Here is a 17,722-nt window from a genome sequence, read left to right on the forward strand (position 1 = left end):
GCCTGGCACGGGAACCGGCGCCGCGTCCCGGCCGTTGATCGGGTACGGCACGCACCGGGGCCGGGCACGACGGGCGCCGGTGTCTGCGAGACCCATGGACCGACGCGGAGGCAGCACAATGGCAGGATTTCTGGACCGTGCCAAGGAGCAGGCGCAGCGTGGCCTGGCACAGGGCAAGCAGAAGGTGGACGAGGTCCAGCAGCAGCGCGCGGGCGCCGATCTGCTGAAGCGGCTGGGCGCCGCGTACTACGCGGAGCGGCGCGGCAGCGGCTCCCCGGAGGCCACGGCGGCGGCCGTCCAGGCCCTGGAGGCGCACATCGCGGTGCACGGGGACGGCGTCCTGCGCGGCGCCTAGGAGCTGATCCGCGCGACCGGCGCGGGTTCCCACGGTTCCGCTGCGCGAAACCGCTCCGGTGGGGACATATGTCCAGCGTATGCCCCGTAAGCGGACGGTTCGGCTCGCATTGACGGCGAACTGCTGACCTCGAAGGTTCCGTTCCAGTACAAGCGTTTTACGAGGCGGTACGCGATCGGCGGCCGCTGCTGCACCGGAACGGAGCCGTTCATGGCCTCACCCATGTCAGCGGACAGATTCCTCGAAGCGCTGCGGGACGAAGGGCTGCGCGTCGTCGAGGTCGGCAACTGGCGCACGCACAACCGCAATCACAAGGGTCCCTGGGGCGGGGTGCACGGTGTGATGATCCATCACACCGTCACCTCGGGCGCCGAGGAGACCGTACGGATCTGCTACGGCGGCCACCCGGACCTGCCGGGCCCGCTGTGCCACGGCGTGATCACCAAGGACGGCACGGTCCATCTGGTGGGCCACGGCCGCGCGAACCACGCGGGGCTGGGCGACGGCGACGTCCTGAAGGCGGTGATCGCCGAGCGGCGGCTGCCGCCGGACAACGAGGCCGACACCGACGGCAACCGCGTCTACTACGGCTTCGAGTGCGAGAACCTCGGCGACGGCAAGGACCCGTGGCCCGACGCACAGCTGGAGGCCGTCGAGAAGGCGGCCGCCGCGGTGTGCCGGGTGCACGGCTGGAACGAGCGCTCGGTGCTCGGCCACCTGGAGTGGCAGCCGGGCAAGGTCGACCCGCGCGGCTTCACGATGGACACGCTGCGCGAGCGCATCGGGAAGCGCCTGAGGTGACCCGTAGTACACCGATTCGATCGCGGCCGGGCTCCACGCGGACAATGGGGGCGTGACCGGCACCGTCCCCGACCCGATGACGCTGCGGCCGCACCTGCCGTCCCCGGTACAGGAGATCGAGGACGACCGGTTCGCGCGCCGCGGCGTACGCCTGCTGCTCAAGCGGGACGACCTGATACATCCCGATCTGCCCGGCAACAAGTGGCGGAAGCTGGAGCCCAACCTCCGCGCCGCCGCGGCGGCCGGGGACCGCACACTGCTCACGTTCGGCGGCGCGTACTCCAACCACCTGCGCGCCACCGCCGCGGCGGGCCGTCTGCTGGGCCTGGCGACCATAGGCGTCGTACGGGGCGAGGAGCTGGCCGGCCGGCCGCTGAACCCCTCACTGGCCCGCTGCGCCGCCGACGGCATGCGGCTGCACTTCCTGGACCGCGCCCGCTACCGCCGCAAGGACGACCCCGAGCTGCTCGACGCGCTGCGCGCCCGCTTCGGGCCGTACCGCCTGGTCCCCGAGGGCGGCAGCAACGCCCTCGCCGCCCGCGGCTGCGCCGCACTGGGCCACGAGCTGGCCGGCGCCGCCGACGTCGTCGCCGTGGCCTGCGGGACCGGCGGCACCCTCGCGGGGCTGGCCGCGGGCCTCGCCCCGGGGCAGCGGGCCCTCGGCTTCCCCGTACTGAAGGGCGGCCCCGGGCCCGGCCACTTCCTGGAGGCCGATGTGCTCCGCCTCCAGGAGGCGGCCTTCGGGGGGCGGCGCGGCGACTGGCGGCTGGAGACCGCGTTCCACTGCGGTGGGTACGCCCGCAGCACGCCCGCGCTGGACGCCTTCGCCGCGGACTTCGAGGCGCGGCACGGCCTGCCGCTGGAGCGGGTCTACGTGGCGAAGATGCTGCTGGGCCTGACGACGCGTACGGAGGAGGGGGCCTTCGCGCCGGGCACCACAGTGGCCGCGGTGGTCACCGGCTCGCCCTGAGGAGGGCCTGCCCGCACCGCTTTACTCCGGACTCACCGTCTCCCGGTACGCCGCCGCCTCCTCCAGGTCCAGCCGGCGCAGCAGCGTCCGCAGCATCTCGTCGTCGATCCGCCGCGCGTCGCGCAGCTCCACGAAGACCGCGCGCTCCGCGCCGATCATCTCCCGGGCCAGCCGCAGGTAGGTCGCCTCCACCGACTCCCCGGTCTCCGGGTTCGGCGGCCCCAGCCGCTCCCAGACGGCGTTGCGGCGGCGCTCCAGGACGGTCCGCAGCCGGTCCTCCAAGGGCCCGGGCAGCGCATTGCGCGAGTCCGCCAGGAGTTCCTCGAGCCGGCGCTCCGCCGCGTCCGACGCGTCGTTCTGCGCCTGCGCCTCCGCCAGCGTCTCGGCCTGCGGGTCCGGCCGGGGCATCTTGAGGAGGCGGATCAGCGGCGGCAGCGTCAGCCCCTGGACCACGAGGGTGCCGATGACCGTGCTGAAGGTCAGGAAGAGCACCAGGTTGCGCGCCGGGAAGGGCTCTCCGCCGTGCACCGTCAGCGGGATGGAGAAGGCGATCGCCAGCGAGACCACCCCGCGCATCCCGGCCCAGCCGACGATCACCGGCGCGGTCCAGGTCGTCTCGGACTCCCGTTCCCGAATGCGCGCCGACAGCCACCGGGGCAGATACGTCGCGGGGAACACCCACACGAAGCGCGCCAGCACCACCACGGCGAACACCACGAGCGCGTACGTGACCGCCTGCCCGGTACTGAACTCCCCCAGCCCCCGCACCACGACCGGCAGCTGGAGCCCGATGAGCACGAAGACCGCGGACTCCAGCAGGAAGGAGACCATCGTCCACACCGCGGCCTCCTGGAGCCGCGTCTCGAAGCCCACCTGCGAGGAGCGGTGCCCCAGGTACAGCGCGACCACCACGACGGCGAGCACGCCGGAGGCGCCGACGTGCTCGGCCACCGAGTACGCGAGGAACGGGATGAGCAGCGACAGCGTGTTCTCCAGTACCGCGGAGTCCCGCAGCTTGCAGCGCAGCCAGTGCAGCGGCCCCATGAGGACCAGCCCGATCCCGATGCCGCCGACCGCCGCGATGCCGAACTCCTTCAGGCCGCCGGCCCAGGTCGCGCCCTCCCCGACGGCCGCGGCCAGCGCCACCTTGTAGGCGGTGATGGCGGTGGCGTCGTTGACCAGCGACTCGCCCTGCAGGATGGTCGTGATCCGGCCGGGCAGCCGCAGCCTGCGGGCGATGGCGGTGGCCGCCACGGCGTCCGGGGGCGCGACCACCGCGCCCAGCACGAGGGCCGCGGTCAGCGGCAGGTCCGGGATGACGAGGTACGCGGTGTACCCGACGGCCACCGTCGCGAAGAGCACGTAGCCGACCGACAGCAGCGCCACCGGGCGCAGATTGGCCCGCAGGTCCAGGTACGAGCTGTCCAGGGCCGCGGTGTGCAGCAGGGGCGGCAGCAGCAGGGGCAGCACGATGTGCGGGTCGAGCGGGTAGTCGGGGACGCCGGGCAGATAGCCCGCGCCGAGCCCGGCCGCGACGAGCAGCAGGGGCGCGGGCACCGGTGTGCGCCGCGCCAGTCCCGCGACGGCCGCGCTCCCGGCGACCAGCAACAGCAGTGGCATCACATCCATGGCACGACCCGTCCCCGCGCGTTCCGGCTAATCTGGCAATCATGAGCGAGTGCCCGCACGTTCTCGAACTGCCGCGCCCCGAACCGGTCGCGCTGAGCGACACCTGCCCCGAGTGCCTCGCCGTCGGCAGCCACCCCGTGCAGCTGCGGCTCTGCCTGGTCTGCGGCCACGTCGGCTGCTGCGACTCCTCGCCGTACCGGCACGCCACTGCGCACTTCGAGGCGACCGGGCACCCGGTGATGCGCACCTTCGAGCCGGGCGAGGACTGGCGCTGGTGCTTCGCCGACAAGTCTCTGGTCTGAACGCTCGCCCGTTGGGCGCGCGGACCGCACGGCACCCGGCGCCGGTTGTCAGTGGGGCCCGCTAGCCTTCACGCATGATCCGCACTGCGACACCCGCCGACGTCCCGGCGATCCACGCCATGATCCGCGAGCTCGCGGAGTACGAGCGCGCGCTGGAGTCGGCCAAGGCCACCGAAGAGCAGCTCCGCGACGCCCTGTTCGGCGAGCATCCGGCCGTCTTCGGGCTGATCGCCGAGGAGTCCGGCACCCCGGTGGGCTTTGCCCTGTGGTTCCGCAACTTCTCCACGTGGACGGGCACGCACGGTGTCTATCTGGAGGACCTGTACGTCCGCCCCGCGCACCGCGGCGCCGGACACGGCAAGTCACTGCTCGCCGCTCTGGCGCAGATATGCATCCGCCGTGGATACGGACGTTTTGAATGGTCAGTCCTGGATTGGAATGAACCGTCCATCGGTATATACAAGTCGATCGGTGCTCAGCCCATGGACGAATGGACCGTCTTCCGGCTCACTGGAGAGGCACTGCACGAGCTCGCGGCAACTGCAGATGCCAACGCAGCGTAACCAGCGCCGATTTGGCAGTGCAGACCCCTAGCCACTGTCCGTACCCGTAGGCTTACAATGAGTGACACTCGTGGGTTTGCGGGACACTGCGAGCCCCACCGTCGTGCCAGGCCGGCAGCCACGCCGATCCCGGGCGACATTGCACCGCAGATCGCGATAGCGTCGCACAGCGCATGCGCTGTGCCGGGTGGCCGTTCCTTCCGCCGGGAGGATCAGGTCCGGCATGAATATCAGCTCAATCAGCTTGTGTCACCTTGGAGGTGAGGGTGTCCCAGATCGCAGGCGAGCCCGGGAATCAGGACTTCGTGGAAGTCCGGCTGCCCGCTGCGGGTGCCTACCTTTCGGTGCTGCGTACGGCCACGGCCGGACTGGCAGCCCGGTTGGACTTCACCCTCGACGAGATCGAGGATCTGCGTATCGCCGTCGACGAGGCGTGCGCGATCCTCCTGCAGCAGGCCGTCCCCGGCAGTGTGCTGAGCTGCGTCTTCCGGCTGATCGACGACGCGCTGCAGGTGACCGTATCGGCTCCCACCACCGACGGACGCGCCCCGGAGCGCGACACCTTCGCCTGGACGGTGCTCTCCGCACTGGCCGGCAAGGTCGACTCCACCGTCGCCGAGGACCAGACGGTCAGCATCAGTCTGTACAAGGAGCGCGGCGCCGGTCCCGGACCGTCATGACCGAAGAGGGGGCCCTGTGAAGGATCTGGAGCGCGGCGCGCGGATGGAGCCGAGACTGGCCATCCCCGAGCAGCAGGCCCGGCCGCACCCGATGGGCACGGACGACCTCAGCGGCCGGTTGAACGCGGCGGAGCAGGCAGAGCGGGCGGACCACATGGACCACAGCGAGCAGCAGCGGCAGCAGCAGGATCCGCAGCATCACCCTCACGATGCGCACGATCCGCACGACCGCAGTGGTGCCCGCGCGATGTTCTACGAGCTGCGCAAGCTCCCGGAGGGCTCCGACGAGCGCGCGGAGCTGCGGAACACCCTGGTCAGGATGCACCTCCCCCTGGTGGAGCATCTCGCCCGGCGCTTCCGCAACCGCGGCGAGCCGCTGGACGACCTCACCCAGGTCGCCACGATCGGCCTGATCAAGTCGGTGGACCGGTTCGACCCGGAGCGCGGCGTGGAGTTCTCCACGTACGCCACCCCGACCGTGGTCGGCGAGATCAAGCGGCACTTCCGGGACAAGGGCTGGGCGGTCCGCGTGCCGCGCCGCCTGCAGGAGCTGCGGCTGTCGCTGACCACGGCGACCGCGGAGCTCTCCCAGCGGCACGGCCGTGCCCCCACGGTGCATGAGCTGGCCGAGCATCTGCGCATCTCCGAGGAGGAGGTGCTGGAGGGCCTGGAGTCGGCGAACGCCTACAGCACCCTCTCGCTGGACGTGCCGGACACCGACGACGAGTCCCCCGCGGTCGCCGACACCCTGGGCGCCGAGGACGAGGCGCTGGAGGGCGTCGAGTACCGCGAATCCCTCAAGCCGCTGCTGGAGGACCTGCCGCCGCGCGAGAAGAAGATCCTGCTGCTGCGCTTCTTCGGCAACATGACCCAGTCGCAGATCGCCCAGGAGGTCGGCATCTCACAGATGCACGTCTCCCGGCTGCTGGCCCGCACCCTGGCCCAGCTCCGCGACAAGCTGCTGGTCGAGGAGTAGCGACGCCCCGGCGGGGCGGGAGACCGCCGGATCCGCCGCACTCCGGACGACGACCACGACCGCACCACGTAACGGGCGCGGGCCGCACCGACAGCCCCACAGAGCTCCGCGAGAGCCTCACGGGACCGGTACGCCCGCGCCCGTCGGCGTACGGGCTCCCGACACGCCCGCTCGTACGAGGGCGTACGGCGTTCCGGCACGCCTCGCGCAAGCCCGGCGTGTGGGCCGTCCGGCGTGCCCGCGCGAGTACCGGCGTACGGCCGTGTGACCGCCCCGGCGTGCACCGAGCGCCCGCCGCGCCTGCAAGCCCCCTGCGCGGCCCTGCGCGGCCCCTACGAGTCGGCTACGCGTCCTCGCGAGGCCCGATGCCCAGCGCCTCGGTGGCCGTCGGATTGACCAGCAGACCGAGCACGACGAACGCGACGACGGCCAGGACCACGCCGCCCGCGAGCAGCGCGCCACCGCCGTTGATCAGCGTCCAGGCCACCGGCAGCGCCACGATCTGGGTGATCAGCGAGGGCCCGCGGCTCCAGCGCCGCCGCAGCCACAGCCCGCGCGCGGAGATCAGCGGCAGCAGCGCCAGCACGATCACGGTGATCCCGCCCATCTCGGCCTGCTGAGGACTGTCGGGCGAGCCGGCCAGCCCGTCGACCAGCATGTAGACGCCCAGCGCCGCCAGCGCGAGTCCCTCGAGGCCCGTGAGCACCGCCGCGGCGGTCAGCCGGCGCGGCCGCGGCCCGGCGGGTCCGGGGGCGGGCGTGGGGGCGGCCGGTGTCCGCTTCTGCTTGTTGCTGCTCACCCCAGCAGGGTAGCGCCGGGGCCCCGTCCGCCTGACGGGCAGGGGCTGGGCCCTCGTACTTACAGGTAGGTACCCTGCTCCCCATGCGTGCACTTCTCGTGGTCAACCCTGCAGCCACCACCACCAGTGCGCGCACCCGTGACGTACTGGCCCACGCGCTGGCCAGCGACCTGAAGCTGGAGGTCGCGCAGACCGAGTACAGAGGTCACGCGCGCGACCTGGCCCGCCGGGCCGCGGAGAGCGGCGAGACGGAGCTGGTGGTCGCCCTCGGCGGCGACGGGACGGTCAACGAGGTCGTCAACGGCCTGCTGACCCACGGCCCCGCCCCGGAGGCACTGCCCCGCCTCGCGGTGGTCCCCGGCGGCTCCACGAACGTCTTCGCCCGGGCACTCGGCCTGCCGAACGACGCCGTGGAGGCCACCGGCGCCCTGCTGGACGCGCTGCGCGACGGCAGCGAACGTACGGTCGGACTGGGTTTGGCCGCCGGCACACCGGACACTCAGGACGAGATGATTCCGAAGCGCTGGTTCACCTTCTGCGCGGGGTTCGGCTTCGACGCTGGCGTCGTGGGGCGGGTCGAACAACAGCGCGAACGCGGCAAGCGTTCGACCCATGCGCTGTACGTACGACAGGTCATGCGCCAGTTCCTGGGCGAGCCGAACCGCCGGCACGGCACGATCACGCTGGAGCACCCGGGCGCCGAACCGGGTTCGACGGAAGTGATCGACGATCTTGTCCTGTCCATAATCTGCAACACCGCCCCCTGGACCTACCTGGGCAATCGCCCGGTCTACCCGGCGCCGCGGGCGTCCTTCGACACCGCCCTGGACGTCTTCGCGCTGACCAGACTCTCCACCCCGGCGGTCGCCCGGTACGCCACCCAGCTGCTGGCGTCAACCCCGGACCGCGGCCCACGGGGAAAGCACGCCGTATCGCTTCATGATCAGACGGACTTCACCTTGCATTCACAGGTTCCACTGCCCTTCCAGATGGACGGCGACCACCTGGGACTGCGTTCCAGCGTGACGTTCACAGGCGTACGCCGTGCACTGCGTGTGATTGTGTGAGCAGTAGGGCCTAAAGTCCTTTCAGTCGAACGTTTAGGCTGACTTCCACCCCCCAGAAGTACGGCTGTGACGCAGCCGACACCAAGGAATCAAAAAAAAGTTTCCGGAAGGGGTTGTATCCGCCGCCGAGGTTTGCGAGTCTCTTCATGGCGATCGGGACGGCCGCTCTTCGGCCCCCTTGAGAGCCCGAATCCCCTCCTCTTTTCCAGGACCGCACCAGCCCCTTGCGGGCGTTCGGCCCTTCCCTTGCGGAGGGATTCGTGAAAGCGTTCACATTCACAAGCAACGTTCCCGTAATACGAGGAGATGGAGCAGCCATGGACTGGCGTCACCGCGCCGTTTGCCGCGAGGAAGACCCCGAGCTCTTCTTCCCCATCGGCAACACCGGTCCTGCGCTGCTGCAGATCGAGGAAGCCAAGGCCGTCTGCCGCCGCTGCCCCGTCATGGAGCAGTGCCTGCAGTGGGCGCTCGAGTCCGGCCAGGACTCCGGCGTCTGGGGTGGTCTGAGCGAGGACGAGCGCCGCGCAATGAAGCGCCGTGCGGCTCGTAACCGGGCGCGCAACGCCAGCGCCTGAACCAGACGCCCCGTGGCATCCGAGCCGCAGCGCGCAGTACCCCCGATGCGCTAAGCAACGTGAGCTTTGAGCCCCGGACCGTAACTCGGTCCGGGGCTTACTGCTGTCCGCGCACGCGCTCGCGACCCGCCCCGCCCCCTCCGTATGGCCGTACGGGAAGGGGCGCGTGAGGGTGCGTACTGCGTGAGATGCGCCACCAGGCGCCCCGCCCGCACCTCCGCACACCGGGGCGCGAGCGGGATGAACCGGCCGCGGGCGGTCAAGACCCGCCCGGCGCGGTCAGTGCTTTTCGGCCCGTACGGGGATGTCCAGCACCACCTGCGTGCCGCGCCCGGGGGCCGGCAGCATGTCGAACGTGCCGCTCATCTCGCCCTCGACCAGCGTCCGGACGATCTGCAGCCCGAGGTTGCCGGCGCGCTGCGGGTCGAACCCTTCGGGCAGCCCGCGGCCGTCGTCCTGGACGGTGACCCGCAGCCGCGGCTCCGTACTGCTGCCGCCGCGCACCGCGGCCACCTCGACCGTGCCCTGCTCCCCCGGCGCGAACGCGTGCTCCAGCGCGTTCTGGAGGATCTCGGTGAGCACCATGGACAGCGGGGTCGCGACCTCGGCGTCCAGGATGCCGAAGCGGCCGCTGCGCCGCCCGGCCACCTTCCCCGGCGAGATCTCCGCCACCATGGCGAGCACGCGGTCGGCGATTTCGTCGAACTCGACCCGCTCGTCCAGGTTCTGGGACAGCGTCTCATGAACGATCGCGATGGAACCGACCCTGCGCACCGCCTCGTTCAGCGCCTCGCGCCCCTGGGGCGAATCCATCCGGCGGGCCTGCAGCCGCAAGAGGGCGGCGACTGTCTGCAGGTTGTTCTTCACCCGGTGGTGGATTTCCCGGATGGTCGCGTCCTTCGTAATCAATTCGCGCTCTCGGCGTCGCAATTCGGTGACGTCGCGCAGCAGCACGAGTGAACCGATGTGCGTGCCCTTCGGTTTGAGCGGGATGGCTCTCAGTTGAATGACGCCGTCGTCGCCCTCCACCTCGAATTCCCGCGGTGCCCAGCCGCTGGCGAGCTTCACCAGGGCCTCGTCCACGGGGCCGCGCGCCGGCGCGAGTTCGGCGGTGGCCCGGCCGAGGTGGTGGCCCACGAGGTCGGCGGCGAGCCCGAGACGGTGGTACGCGGACAGGGCGTTCGGACTGGCGTACTGGACGACGCCGTCCGCGTCGAGCCGGATGAGCCCGTCGCCCGCCCGCGGCGAGGCGTCCATGTCGACCTGCTGACCGGGGAACGGAAACGATCCTGCAGCGATCATCTGCGCCAGGTCCGACGCGCTCTGCAGGTAGGTGAGCTCCAGCCGGCTGGGCGTCCGTACGGTGAGCAGGTTGGTGTTCCGCGCGATCACGCCCAGCACCCGGCCGTCCCGGCGTACGGGGATGGACTCCACCCGTACGGGCACCTCCTCGCGCCACTCGGGATCGCCCTCGCGCACGATGCGGCCCTCGTCCAGCGCGGTGTCCAGCATGGGGCGGCGCCCGCGCGGCACCAGATGGCCGACCATGTCGTCCTGGTAGGACGTCGGCCCGGTGTTCGGACGCATCTGCGCGACGGACACGTACCGGGTGCCGTCCAGGGTGGGCACCCACAGGACGAGGTCGGCGAAGGACAGGTCGGAGAGCAGCTGCCATTCGGAGACCAGGAGGTGCAGCCACTCGAGGTCGGAGTCGCTCAGAGCGGTGTGCTGGCGGACGAGATCGTTCATGGAGGGCACGCAAGCGAGCCTACCGGCGTACGGTGTATCCGTTGACCGTGCACAGGCATGGACTGATGCGCATGGTCTAGTCCACAATGAATCGGTAAAAGGCTTCCGCCCTCCCCGCACAGGAGGACGGATAGAGGACCGAGGCGCTCTCTGCCCTGACTGCGCCGCGGCCTCCGATCGGCCGGACCGGGCGCCGCGAGGAACCGCACACCTCACGGCGTACACCGGCCGATGTCAGCTCCGGGCTGCGGTGCCGGACAGGTTGAGGGTCCTGTCCCGGCGCCGCGGCCCGCGGGTGTTTCCGGGCGCGTACGCAGGCGTACATCGGGCGCATACGCAGACCGGCATACAGATGGATATCGACGGACATACGGACGGCCCCGTTCCCACGAGGAGCGGGGCCGTCGGCGTTTGCGCAGGTGGACCGGGGCCCGGAGGTCTGCGGTAGCCCGTCGGACGGGGAGCGCTGAGCATGGAGGTGCGGTGGCGTGGGCGGCTGTGCGCCAAGGGCACCACGGGGCCGCGACGCCGCTGCTAGAGTGGTCTATACCACTTGCCCCCACTCCAGAACGGCAGGCCCAGCGTGGAAGTTGTCATCGTCCCGGATGCCAAGGAAGGCGGCGAGCTGATCGCCGAGGCCATGGCCGCCCTGCTGAGGCGCAAGCCCGACGCGCTGCTCGGTGTGGCCACCGGCTCGACCCCGCTGCCCATCTACGAAGCGCTCGCGCGCAAGGTCGCGGCGGGGGCCGTGGACGCCTCGCGGGCCCGGATCTGCCAGCTCGACGAGTACGTGGGGCTGCCCGCCGGCCACCCCGAGTCCTACCGCTCCGTGGTGCTGCGCGAGGTCGTCGCGCCGCTCGGCCTGAGCGCGGACGCCTTCATGGGCCCGGACGGCGCCGCCGAGGACCTCCAGGCGGCCTGTGACGCCTACGACCGCGCGCTGGCCGAGGCCGGCGGCGTGGACCTCCAGCTGCTGGGCATCGGCACCGACGGGCACATCGGCTTCAACGAGCCGTGCTCCTCGCTCGCCTCCCGTACGCGGATCAAGACGCTGACGCAGCGGACCCGGGAGGACAACGCCCGGTTCTTCGACAGCCTCGACGAGGTGCCGCACCACGTCATCACCCAGGGCATCGGGACCATTCTGGAGGCCCGTCACCTGGTACTGCTGGCCACGGGCGAGGGCAAGGCGGACGCGGTGGCCCAGACCGTGGAGGGTCCGGTGGCCGCGCTGGTGCCGGCCTCCGCGCTGCAGCTGCACCCGCACGCGACGGTGGTCGTCGACGAGGCGGCGGCCTCGAAGCTGAAGCTCGCGGACTACTTCCGCGCGACGTACGCGGCCAAGCCGGAGTGGCAGGGGCTGTAAGGAACTCTGTACGGAACGCAGAGGTGCCGAGTCCCATGGGGCTCGGCACCTCTGCGTCCGCTGCGGCCTACCTCTGCGTCTGCCGCGGCCTCAGCCGCCCGTGATCACCTCCGCGGCCGCGCGGCCGCAGACGCGGGCGGCACCGTGAGTGGCGATGTGCAGGGCGCCGACGGGCGGGGCCTGGGGCACCCCCATCTCGACCACGATGGTGTCCGGCCGGGCGGCGACGAGAGCGGCGAGCGCGTCGGCCATCCAGGGGTGCCGGTGGACGTCGCGTACCACCGCGACGATCCTGCGGTCCGCAGCGGCCCGCAGGACGTTCGCGAGCACCGCGGAGGTACCGGCCTGCTCGGCGTCCGCGGGGCCGAAGCTGCCGGTCGTGGTGGCGGGCAGCAGCCGCCGCAGCTCGGCCGCGACGCCCCAGGGCGTCTCGTCGCCGACCGCGATGTTGGCGACGGGCGTGAAGGCCGCGACGTACGCGGGCGTGCGCAACGGCTCGTACGGGCCTCCGGCCGCCGTCACCCGTAGGGCCCGCCGGGCCGCCCGGAGCCCCACCTCCGGGTCCCCGTGTGCGCTCGCCGGGGACCGCCCCGTGTCGCGCGCCCAGCGGGCCAGGGCGCGGACCCGGCCCGCCGCCTCGGCCAGACGCTCCTCGGTGAGCGCGCCGGAGCGCACGGCGCCCACCAGGGCATCACGGAGGCGCAGCACGGTCGCCTCGTCGGCCAGTCCGCCGCCGACACAGATGGCGTCCGCGCCGGCGGCGATGGCGAGCACGCTGCCGCGTTCGATCCCGTACGTGGCGGCGATGGCCCGCATCTCCACGGCGTCGGTGACGATCAGGCCGTCGAAGCCGAGGCCGCCCGCCGCGACGGGCGCGCGCAGCAGTCCGTGCAGGGCGGCCGGGCTGAGCGTGGCGGGCAGGTCACCGTCCAGGGCCGGTACGAGGATGTGCGCGCTCATGACGGCCTTGGTGCCGGCCGCGACGGCCGCCTTGAAGGGCACGAGTTCGCGGGCGTGCAGGGTGTCGCGGCCGGCGTCGATGCGGGGCAGGTCGTGGTGGGAGTCGACGGCGGTGTCGCCGTGACCGGGGAAGTGCTTGGTGCAGGCGGCGACGCCGGCGGACTGCATGCCCTGGACGTAGGCGGCGGTGTGCCGGGCGACCAGGTGCGGGTCGGAGCCGAAGGAGCGTACGCCGATGACGGGGTTGCCGGGGTTGGAGTTGACGTCGGCGCTGGGGGCCCAGTTGAGGGTGATGCCGCAGTCGGCGAGGCGGCGGCCCAGTTCGCGGGCGACGGCACGGGTGAGGCCGGTGTCGTCGACGGCGCCGAGGGCGAGGTTGCCGGGGAAGGAGGAGCCGCCGCGTACTTCAAGGCGAGTGACGTCGCCGCCCTCCTCGTCGATGGCGATCAGGAGGCCGTCGGTCTCGGCGCGGAGGCGGGTGCTCAGGGCGGTGAGCTGTTCGGGGGTGTGGACGTTGCGTCCGAACAGGCCGACGGAGGTGAGGCCCTCGCCGAGCCGGCGCAGCAGCCAGTCCGGCGCTTCGGTGCCCGTGAAGCCCGGCTGGAGCACGGCCAGCGCGTCGCGGGTGAGGGTGTCGGCGGAGCGTACGAGCGTCGTCATGGAGCTGCGTGTCCCTTCACTGACCGGGCGCGGCTTTCATCAGATCGCAGACGGGCGGCTTCGGCGCGGCGGCGGGCGGGCGAGGCGGGCGTCCGCGTCATCCCTTCACCGCCCCCGAGGTGAGGCCGCCGACCGCCTTGCGCTGCAGGAAGAGGAAGAGGACCAGGATGGGGAGGGCGAACAGGGAGGCGGCGGCCATGGTGGCGCCCCAGTCGTCACCGAAGTTGGTCTGGAAGCCGGACAGCCACAGGGGCAGGGTCTGGGCCTCGGTCTGCTTGTTGAGGATGAGGACGAGGGGGAATTCGTTCCAGGCGGTGATGAAGCCGAAGAGCGAGGTGGCCATCAGCCCGGGGGCGAGCAGCGGGAGGATGATCCGCCGGAACGCCTGGGGACGGGAGCAGCCGTCGACCATGGCGGATTCCTCCAGCTCCTTGGGGACGGCCGCGATGTAGCCGCGGAGGGTGAGGATCGTAAAGGGCAGCACCATGACCATGTAGAAGAAGGTGAGAGGCAGCAGGCTGTTCAGCATGTCGCCGTCCCTGACGATCATGTAGATCGCGATGACCATCACTTCCCAGGGCGCCATTTGGGCGATCATGAAGGTGACGATCACGCCGCGCCGCCCCTTGAAGCGCATCCGGGCGATCGCGAAGGACGCGAGCAGGGCGATCACCAGCGACATGCCCACGGCGAGCACCGTGACGGTGACGGAGTTGCCGACGTACCGCCAGAAGTGCGGGGCACTGACGGCGGTGCGGAAGTGTTCGAGTGTCGGGGTGAGCGGGAACCACACGGGGTCCTCGCTGATGATGTCGCCGGCCGGCTTCAGTGCCGTACTGAACATCCAGTAGACGGGAAAGAGGAAGCCGGCGGTCAGGGCCAGGGCCGTGGCGTTGGGCCAGACGCGGCCGAAGAGACTGCGTTTCATCGCTCGTCCTCCTCCTGCCGGAGCACGATCCGGAGGTAGTACGAGGTCAGGGCGAGCAGGATCAGGATGGTCAGCAGCGAGATCGCCGCGCCCATGCCGTAGTGCTGATTGCCCATGCCCTCGACGAAGGCGTAGACGGGGAGGATTTCGGTGAGCCGCTCCGGGCCACCCTCATTGATGGCGAACACCTGCGCGAAGGCTTTGAAGACCCAGATGACTTCGAGGAAGGTCGTCGCGTAGAGGAACGGCCTGATGAAGGGCAGCGTGACCGAGGTGAAGCTCTTCCACATGCCGGCGCCGTCGAGGGCGGCCGCTTCGTAGAGCTCCTTGGGGATGGTCGTCGTCGCGGCGTAGAGGTTGATGGCGACGAAGGGTACGGACTGCCAGACGACCAGGACGGTGATGACGAAGAAGGTGGAGAACTGGCTGCCGGTCCAGTTGAAGTCCGCCATGGAGTGCCAGCCGAGCCGGTCCAGTACCCAGTTGACGACACCGAAGCGCTGGGCGAAGAGCCACTGGTAGACGGTGGTGGCGGCGATGACGGGCATGGCCCAGGCCAGCACGAGCCCGAACAGGAGGGTGAGCCGCATACGGGGGCCGAGCCGGGCGAGGAGCAGTCCGGTGAGGGTGCCGATGCCCATGATCAGGGCGACGTTGGCGGCGGTGAAGAGGAGGGAGCGGAGCGAGACCCGCCAGAACTCCTCGTTGCTCAGGATCTCGCCGTAATTGTCCAGGCCGTTCCACTCGGTGGCGTGCCGGATCAGCTGTCCCATGTTGAGGTTCTGCAGGGACAGCACTCCGTTGGTGACCATGGGCCAGCCGAGGAACACCGCGGTGGCGGCGAGCGCGGGCAGCAGCAGGAGGTACGGCCCGTATGCGCGGCGCCGCACCTCTTTGGCGGGCCGCTGCGCCTCCTTTACGGGCCGTACCGCCTTACGGGGCCGTACGTCGGTGGTGCTCGCGCTCACTGCTTCTGACCGAGGCGCTTGTTGAACTCGCCCTCGACCTGCCGGGCGGCGTCCATCGGGCTCTTACCGCTCAGGACGGCGGTCATGTACGTCTTGATCGGGTTGGGCGGGTTCTCCACGGCGCCCCATTCGGGGATGAGCGGGGTGGTGCCGCCGCCGGCGACGGCGGGGGCTGCCGCCTCGGCCGCCGGGTTGCCCTTCAGGGCGCTCTGCAGCGAGTCCTTGTTGGGGATGACGCCGCCTTCCGCGGCGAGCTGTCCCTCGTACTTGTCGGAGAGCGCGATCTTCAGGAACTTCTTGGCCAGGTCCTGCTTCTGGCTGCCGGCGGCGACGGCGAGGTTGGACCCGCCGAGGAAGACGCCTTCGGGCTTGCCGGCGGTCTCACCGGGGATGGTGAAGTAGCCGATGTCCTTCTCGATCTTCGGGTTGGCCTTGATGGCGATGCCCGACTCCCAGCCCATGCCGATGAACGCGCCGGTCTTCCCCTTGGCGAAGACCTCGCCCTGTTGCGGAGTGGCCTCGTCCTTGTCCTTCGGCGCCTTGCTGAAGGACTGGTACTGCTTGTAGATGTCCATGGCCTTGGCGACCTTGGGGTCGGCGAGGTTGGAGACCCACTTGCCGCCCTCCTTCTTGACCAGGTCGGCCTTGGTGCCGATGGTCAGGCCGTCGAAGAAGTACCAGTTCTGGCCGGGCAGGTAGAGCGGCTCGGCGTCCGTCTTCTTCCGGATCAGGTCGAGGTCCTTGAAGAACTCGGTGCGGGTCTTCGGCGTGTCCTTGATGCCGGCCTCGGCCCAGATCTTCTTGTTGTAGATGACGACGCGGTTGGCCGCGTACCAGGGCGCCGCGTACTGCTTGCCCTGGTGGACGGCCGACTTGTTCAGGGACGGCGTCCAGTCGGCGCCGATCTCCTTCTTCAGGTCGTCCAGTTCGGCGAGGCCCGAGGTCTGGGCGTAGGCGGAGGTCTGGGTGTTGCCGACCTCGATGACGTCCGGCGGGTTCTCCTCGGAGAGCGCGGTGGTGATCTTCTGCTGAATACCGTTCCACTTCTGGATCTCGATGTTCAGCTTCGCGCCGGTCTTCTTCTCGAAGGCGGCCTTGACGTCCTTCGTCCAGCCCGGCGGGGTGGAACCGTCCATGACCCATAGGGTGAGGCTCTTGTTGTCCGCCCCCGCCGACCCGCCGGACCCGCAGGCCGCGACACTTACCAGCATTCCCGCGACTGCCGTCGCCGCGATCAGCCCACGCTTCACAGCACACTCCCCTAATGGCTGGTGGTGGTCTTTAATGGTTTAGACCAGTGCCCGCAGCTTGGCCTAGACCTTTAGGGGTGTCAAGAGGTGTATAAGAGTCGCAGTCGGCTCCGTTACCGGACCGACATCCGGCAGGCGCGGACCTGCGAGGGAGCATCGGCGCCCCGGCCGTGCCACGATGTGAGCCGCTACGTACGGAGGAGCCGGTGACGACAGCACGAGTGGAGTCGGAAGGGCGGGTCATGGAGACCGACGAGGCCGGCGCGGAGTCCGGCGGCGGAGCCGCGCGCACCGCGCGGGTGCCCAAGTACTACCGGCTCAAGCGGCACTTGCTGGAGATCACCGAGACGCTGCCGCCGGGCACCCCCGTACCGCCCGAGCGCACCCTGGCCTCGGAGTTCGACACCTCACGGACGACCGTGCGGCAGGCCCTGCAGGAACTGGTCGTCGAGGGACGGCTGGAACGCATCCAGGGCAAGGGCACCTTCGTCGCCAAGCCCAAGGTCTCCCAGGCGCTGCAACTGACCTCCTACACCGAGGACATGCGCGCCCAGGGCCTGGAGCCCACCTCGCAGCTGCTGGACATCGGGTACGTCACGGCCGACGACCGGCTGGCCGGGCTGCTGGACATCGCGGCGGGCGGCCGCGTGCTGCGCATCGAACGGCTGCGGCTGGCGAGCGGCGAGCCGATGGCCATCGAGACCACGCACCTCTCGGCCAAGCGTTTCCCGGCGCTGCGCCGCAACCTGGTCAAGTACACCTCCCTCTACACCGCGCTGGCCGAGGTCTACGACGTCCGCCCGGCGGAGGCCGAGGAGACCATCGAGACGTCCCTCGCCACCCCGCGCGAGGCCGCACTGCTGGGCACGGACGTGGGCCTGCCGATGCTGATGCTCTCCCGGCACTCCCTGGACCCGCAGGGCGAACCGGTGGAGTGGGTGCGGTCGGTGTACCGCGGCGACCGGTACAAGTTCGTGGCGCGCCTGCAGCGGCCGAACGACTAGCGGCACGGGCGGGGAGACGGCGCTCGCCCGGCGGTGCGGCGGCTCGGCGGGCTCGGCCGGCTCGGCCGGCGGGAAAACGGAAGGGGACATCCCCGTCACCCTGGTTATCCACAGGGTGTA

18 protein-coding genes are annotated in these 17,722 nt (G+C 70.7%); 11 read left to right on the forward strand and 7 right to left on the reverse strand.

Annotated elements, in window-relative coordinates; genetic code table 11:
* Window positions 1–118: 118 nt before the first annotated feature.
* From ACIGXO_RS10210 to ACIGXO_RS10220, 3 genes are all read left to right on the forward strand, one after another.
* Window positions 119–355 (forward strand): hypothetical protein, encoded by a 237-nt coding sequence (locus tag ACIGXO_RS10210; RefSeq protein WP_399783072.1) that lies wholly within the window; start codon window positions 119–121, stop codon window positions 353–355.
* A gap of 210 nt (window positions 356–565) precedes the next feature.
* Complete coding sequence (locus tag ACIGXO_RS10215) at window positions 566–1,156, forward strand: N-acetylmuramoyl-L-alanine amidase (RefSeq protein ID WP_399783075.1); 591 nt, start codon at window positions 566–568, stop codon at window positions 1,154–1,156.
* Window positions 1,157–1,232: 76 nt separating this feature from the next.
* A complete protein-coding gene (locus ACIGXO_RS10220) occupies window positions 1,233–2,126 on the forward strand; it encodes a 1-aminocyclopropane-1-carboxylate deaminase/D-cysteine desulfhydrase (protein WP_399783840.1) in 894 nt (297 codons plus the stop codon).
* A gap of 21 nt (window positions 2,127–2,147) precedes the next feature.
* On the opposite strand, the gene ACIGXO_RS10225 is transcribed toward ACIGXO_RS10220, so the two are convergent.
* Complete coding sequence (locus ACIGXO_RS10225) at window positions 2,148–3,755, reverse strand: Na+/H+ antiporter (protein ID WP_399783078.1); 1,608 nt, start codon at window positions 3,753–3,755, stop codon at window positions 2,148–2,150.
* Between the two features lie 41 nt (window positions 3,756–3,796).
* Here ACIGXO_RS10225 and ACIGXO_RS10230 point away from each other — a divergent pair, with 41 nt between their 5' ends.
* The 4 genes from ACIGXO_RS10230 (at window position 3,797) to ACIGXO_RS10245 (ending at window position 6,276) form a co-directional block, all read left to right on the forward strand.
* The gene (locus ACIGXO_RS10230) at window positions 3,797–4,057 is read left to right on the forward strand and encodes a UBP-type zinc finger domain-containing protein (protein ID WP_399783081.1); all 261 of its coding nucleotides are present in this window, start codon (window positions 3,797–3,799) and stop codon (window positions 4,055–4,057) included.
* 74 nt (window positions 4,058–4,131) lie between these two features.
* Window positions 4,132–4,620 carry a GNAT family N-acetyltransferase gene (locus tag ACIGXO_RS10235; RefSeq protein ID WP_399783083.1) on the forward strand — a complete coding sequence of 163 codons (489 nt, stop codon included), beginning with the start codon at window positions 4,132–4,134 and terminating at the stop codon, window positions 4,618–4,620.
* Between the two features lie 266 nt (window positions 4,621–4,886).
* Window positions 4,887–5,300 carry an anti-sigma regulatory factor gene (locus ACIGXO_RS10240; RefSeq protein WP_030264314.1) on the forward strand — a complete coding sequence of 138 codons (414 nt, stop codon included), beginning with the start codon at window positions 4,887–4,889 and terminating at the stop codon, window positions 5,298–5,300.
* A gap of 43 nt (window positions 5,301–5,343) precedes the next feature.
* Entirely contained in the window at window positions 5,344–6,276 is a 933-nt protein-coding gene (locus ACIGXO_RS10245) for an RNA polymerase sigma factor SigF (RefSeq protein ID WP_399783843.1), read from the forward strand.
* Between the two features lie 343 nt (window positions 6,277–6,619).
* Here ACIGXO_RS10245 and ACIGXO_RS10250 read toward each other — a convergent pair whose 3' ends face one another.
* Window positions 6,620–7,075 carry a hypothetical protein gene (locus ACIGXO_RS10250; RefSeq protein WP_399783086.1) on the reverse strand — a complete coding sequence of 152 codons (456 nt, stop codon included), beginning with the start codon at window positions 7,073–7,075 and terminating at the stop codon, window positions 6,620–6,622.
* Between the two features lie 83 nt (window positions 7,076–7,158).
* Here ACIGXO_RS10250 and ACIGXO_RS10255 point away from each other — a divergent pair, with 83 nt between their 5' ends.
* Both ACIGXO_RS10255 and ACIGXO_RS10260 read left to right on the forward strand, forming a co-directional pair.
* On the forward strand, window positions 7,159–8,142 hold the full coding sequence (locus tag ACIGXO_RS10255; RefSeq protein WP_399783088.1) for a diacylglycerol/lipid kinase family protein: 984 nt from the start codon (window positions 7,159–7,161) through the stop codon (window positions 8,140–8,142).
* Between the two features lie 317 nt (window positions 8,143–8,459).
* Entirely contained in the window at window positions 8,460–8,717 is a 258-nt protein-coding gene (locus ACIGXO_RS10260) for a WhiB family transcriptional regulator (protein WP_003983230.1), read from the forward strand.
* Between the two features lie 279 nt (window positions 8,718–8,996).
* Here the strand turns inward: ACIGXO_RS10260 and ACIGXO_RS10265 are convergent, their stop codons facing one another.
* Window positions 8,997–10,466 carry a sensor histidine kinase gene (locus ACIGXO_RS10265; RefSeq protein WP_399783091.1) on the reverse strand — a complete coding sequence of 490 codons (1,470 nt, stop codon included), beginning with the start codon at window positions 10,464–10,466 and terminating at the stop codon, window positions 8,997–8,999.
* A 583-nt stretch (window positions 10,467–11,049) separates the two neighbouring features.
* Here ACIGXO_RS10265 and nagB point away from each other — a divergent pair.
* Window positions 11,050–11,832 (forward strand): glucosamine-6-phosphate deaminase, encoded by a 783-nt coding sequence (gene nagB / locus ACIGXO_RS10270; protein ID WP_399783093.1) that lies wholly within the window; start codon window positions 11,050–11,052, stop codon window positions 11,830–11,832.
* Window positions 11,833–11,922: 90 nt separating this feature from the next.
* On the opposite strand, the gene ACIGXO_RS10275 is transcribed toward nagB, so the two are convergent.
* The 4 genes from ACIGXO_RS10275 to ACIGXO_RS10290 all read right to left on the reverse strand — a co-directional run bounded on the left by ACIGXO_RS10275 (window position 11,923) and on the right by ACIGXO_RS10290 (window position 16,598).
* Window positions 11,923–13,452 carry a glycoside hydrolase family 3 protein gene (locus ACIGXO_RS10275; protein WP_399783096.1) on the reverse strand — a complete coding sequence of 510 codons (1,530 nt, stop codon included), beginning with the start codon at window positions 13,450–13,452 and terminating at the stop codon, window positions 11,923–11,925.
* Between the two features lie 97 nt (window positions 13,453–13,549).
* Window positions 13,550–14,380 carry a carbohydrate ABC transporter permease gene (locus ACIGXO_RS10280; protein ID WP_399783099.1) on the reverse strand — a complete coding sequence of 277 codons (831 nt, stop codon included), beginning with the start codon at window positions 14,378–14,380 and terminating at the stop codon, window positions 13,550–13,552.
* Window positions 14,377–15,348 carry a carbohydrate ABC transporter permease gene (locus ACIGXO_RS10285; RefSeq protein ID WP_399783102.1) on the reverse strand — a complete coding sequence of 324 codons (972 nt, stop codon included), beginning with the start codon at window positions 15,346–15,348 and terminating at the stop codon, window positions 14,377–14,379. The genes ACIGXO_RS10280 and ACIGXO_RS10285 overlap by 4 nt, the downstream gene beginning before the upstream one ends.
* Window positions 15,345–16,598 (reverse strand): extracellular solute-binding protein, encoded by a 1,254-nt coding sequence (locus ACIGXO_RS10290; protein WP_399783105.1) that lies wholly within the window; start codon window positions 16,596–16,598, stop codon window positions 15,345–15,347. Before ACIGXO_RS10290 ends, ACIGXO_RS10285 begins: the two co-directional genes overlap by 4 nt.
* A gap of 242 nt (window positions 16,599–16,840) precedes the next feature.
* Here ACIGXO_RS10290 and ACIGXO_RS10295 point away from each other — a divergent pair, with 242 nt between their 5' ends.
* Window positions 16,841–17,602, forward strand: a complete 762-nt coding sequence (locus tag ACIGXO_RS10295) for a GntR family transcriptional regulator (protein ID WP_399783846.1) — start codon at window positions 16,841–16,843, stop codon at window positions 17,600–17,602.
* The last annotated feature ends 120 nt before the right edge of the window (window positions 17,603–17,722 follow it).

The sequence above is a fragment of the Streptomyces sp. NPDC053542 genome (genome assembly GCF_044544685.1).
Lineage (GTDB): Bacteria > Actinomycetota > Actinomycetes > Streptomycetales > Streptomycetaceae > Streptomyces.

Excerpts from the sequence above, each read along its gene's own strand:
- ACIGXO_RS10210 (WP_399783072.1), top strand. The coding sequence starts at position 119 with ATGGCAGGATTTCTGGACCGTGCCAAGGAGCAGGCGCAGCGTGGCCTG.
- ACIGXO_RS10215 (WP_399783075.1), top strand. The coding sequence starts at position 566 with ATGGCCTCACCCATGTCAGCGGACAGATTCCTCGAAGCGCTGCGGGAC.
- ACIGXO_RS10220 (WP_399783840.1), top strand. The coding sequence starts at position 1,233 with ATGACGCTGCGGCCGCACCTGCCGTCCCCGGTACAGGAGATCGAGGAC.
- ACIGXO_RS10225 (WP_399783078.1), bottom strand. The coding sequence starts at position 3,755 with ATGGATGTGATGCCACTGCTGTTGCTGGTCGCCGGGAGCGCGGCCGTC.
- ACIGXO_RS10230 (WP_399783081.1), top strand. The coding sequence starts at position 3,797 with ATGAGCGAGTGCCCGCACGTTCTCGAACTGCCGCGCCCCGAACCGGTC.
- ACIGXO_RS10235 (WP_399783083.1), top strand. The coding sequence starts at position 4,132 with ATGATCCGCACTGCGACACCCGCCGACGTCCCGGCGATCCACGCCATG.
- ACIGXO_RS10245 (WP_399783843.1), top strand. The coding sequence starts at position 5,344 with ATGGAGCCGAGACTGGCCATCCCCGAGCAGCAGGCCCGGCCGCACCCG.
- ACIGXO_RS10255 (WP_399783088.1), top strand. The coding sequence starts at position 7,159 with ATGCGTGCACTTCTCGTGGTCAACCCTGCAGCCACCACCACCAGTGCG.
- ACIGXO_RS10260 (WP_003983230.1), top strand. The coding sequence starts at position 8,460 with ATGGACTGGCGTCACCGCGCCGTTTGCCGCGAGGAAGACCCCGAGCTC.
- ACIGXO_RS10265 (WP_399783091.1), bottom strand. The coding sequence starts at position 10,466 with ATGAACGATCTCGTCCGCCAGCACACCGCTCTGAGCGACTCCGACCTC.
- ACIGXO_RS10275 (WP_399783096.1), bottom strand. The coding sequence starts at position 13,452 with ATGACGACGCTCGTACGCTCCGCCGACACCCTCACCCGCGACGCGCTG.
- ACIGXO_RS10280 (WP_399783099.1), bottom strand. The coding sequence starts at position 14,380 with ATGAAACGCAGTCTCTTCGGCCGCGTCTGGCCCAACGCCACGGCCCTG.
- ACIGXO_RS10295 (WP_399783846.1), top strand. The coding sequence starts at position 16,841 with ATGGAGACCGACGAGGCCGGCGCGGAGTCCGGCGGCGGAGCCGCGCGC.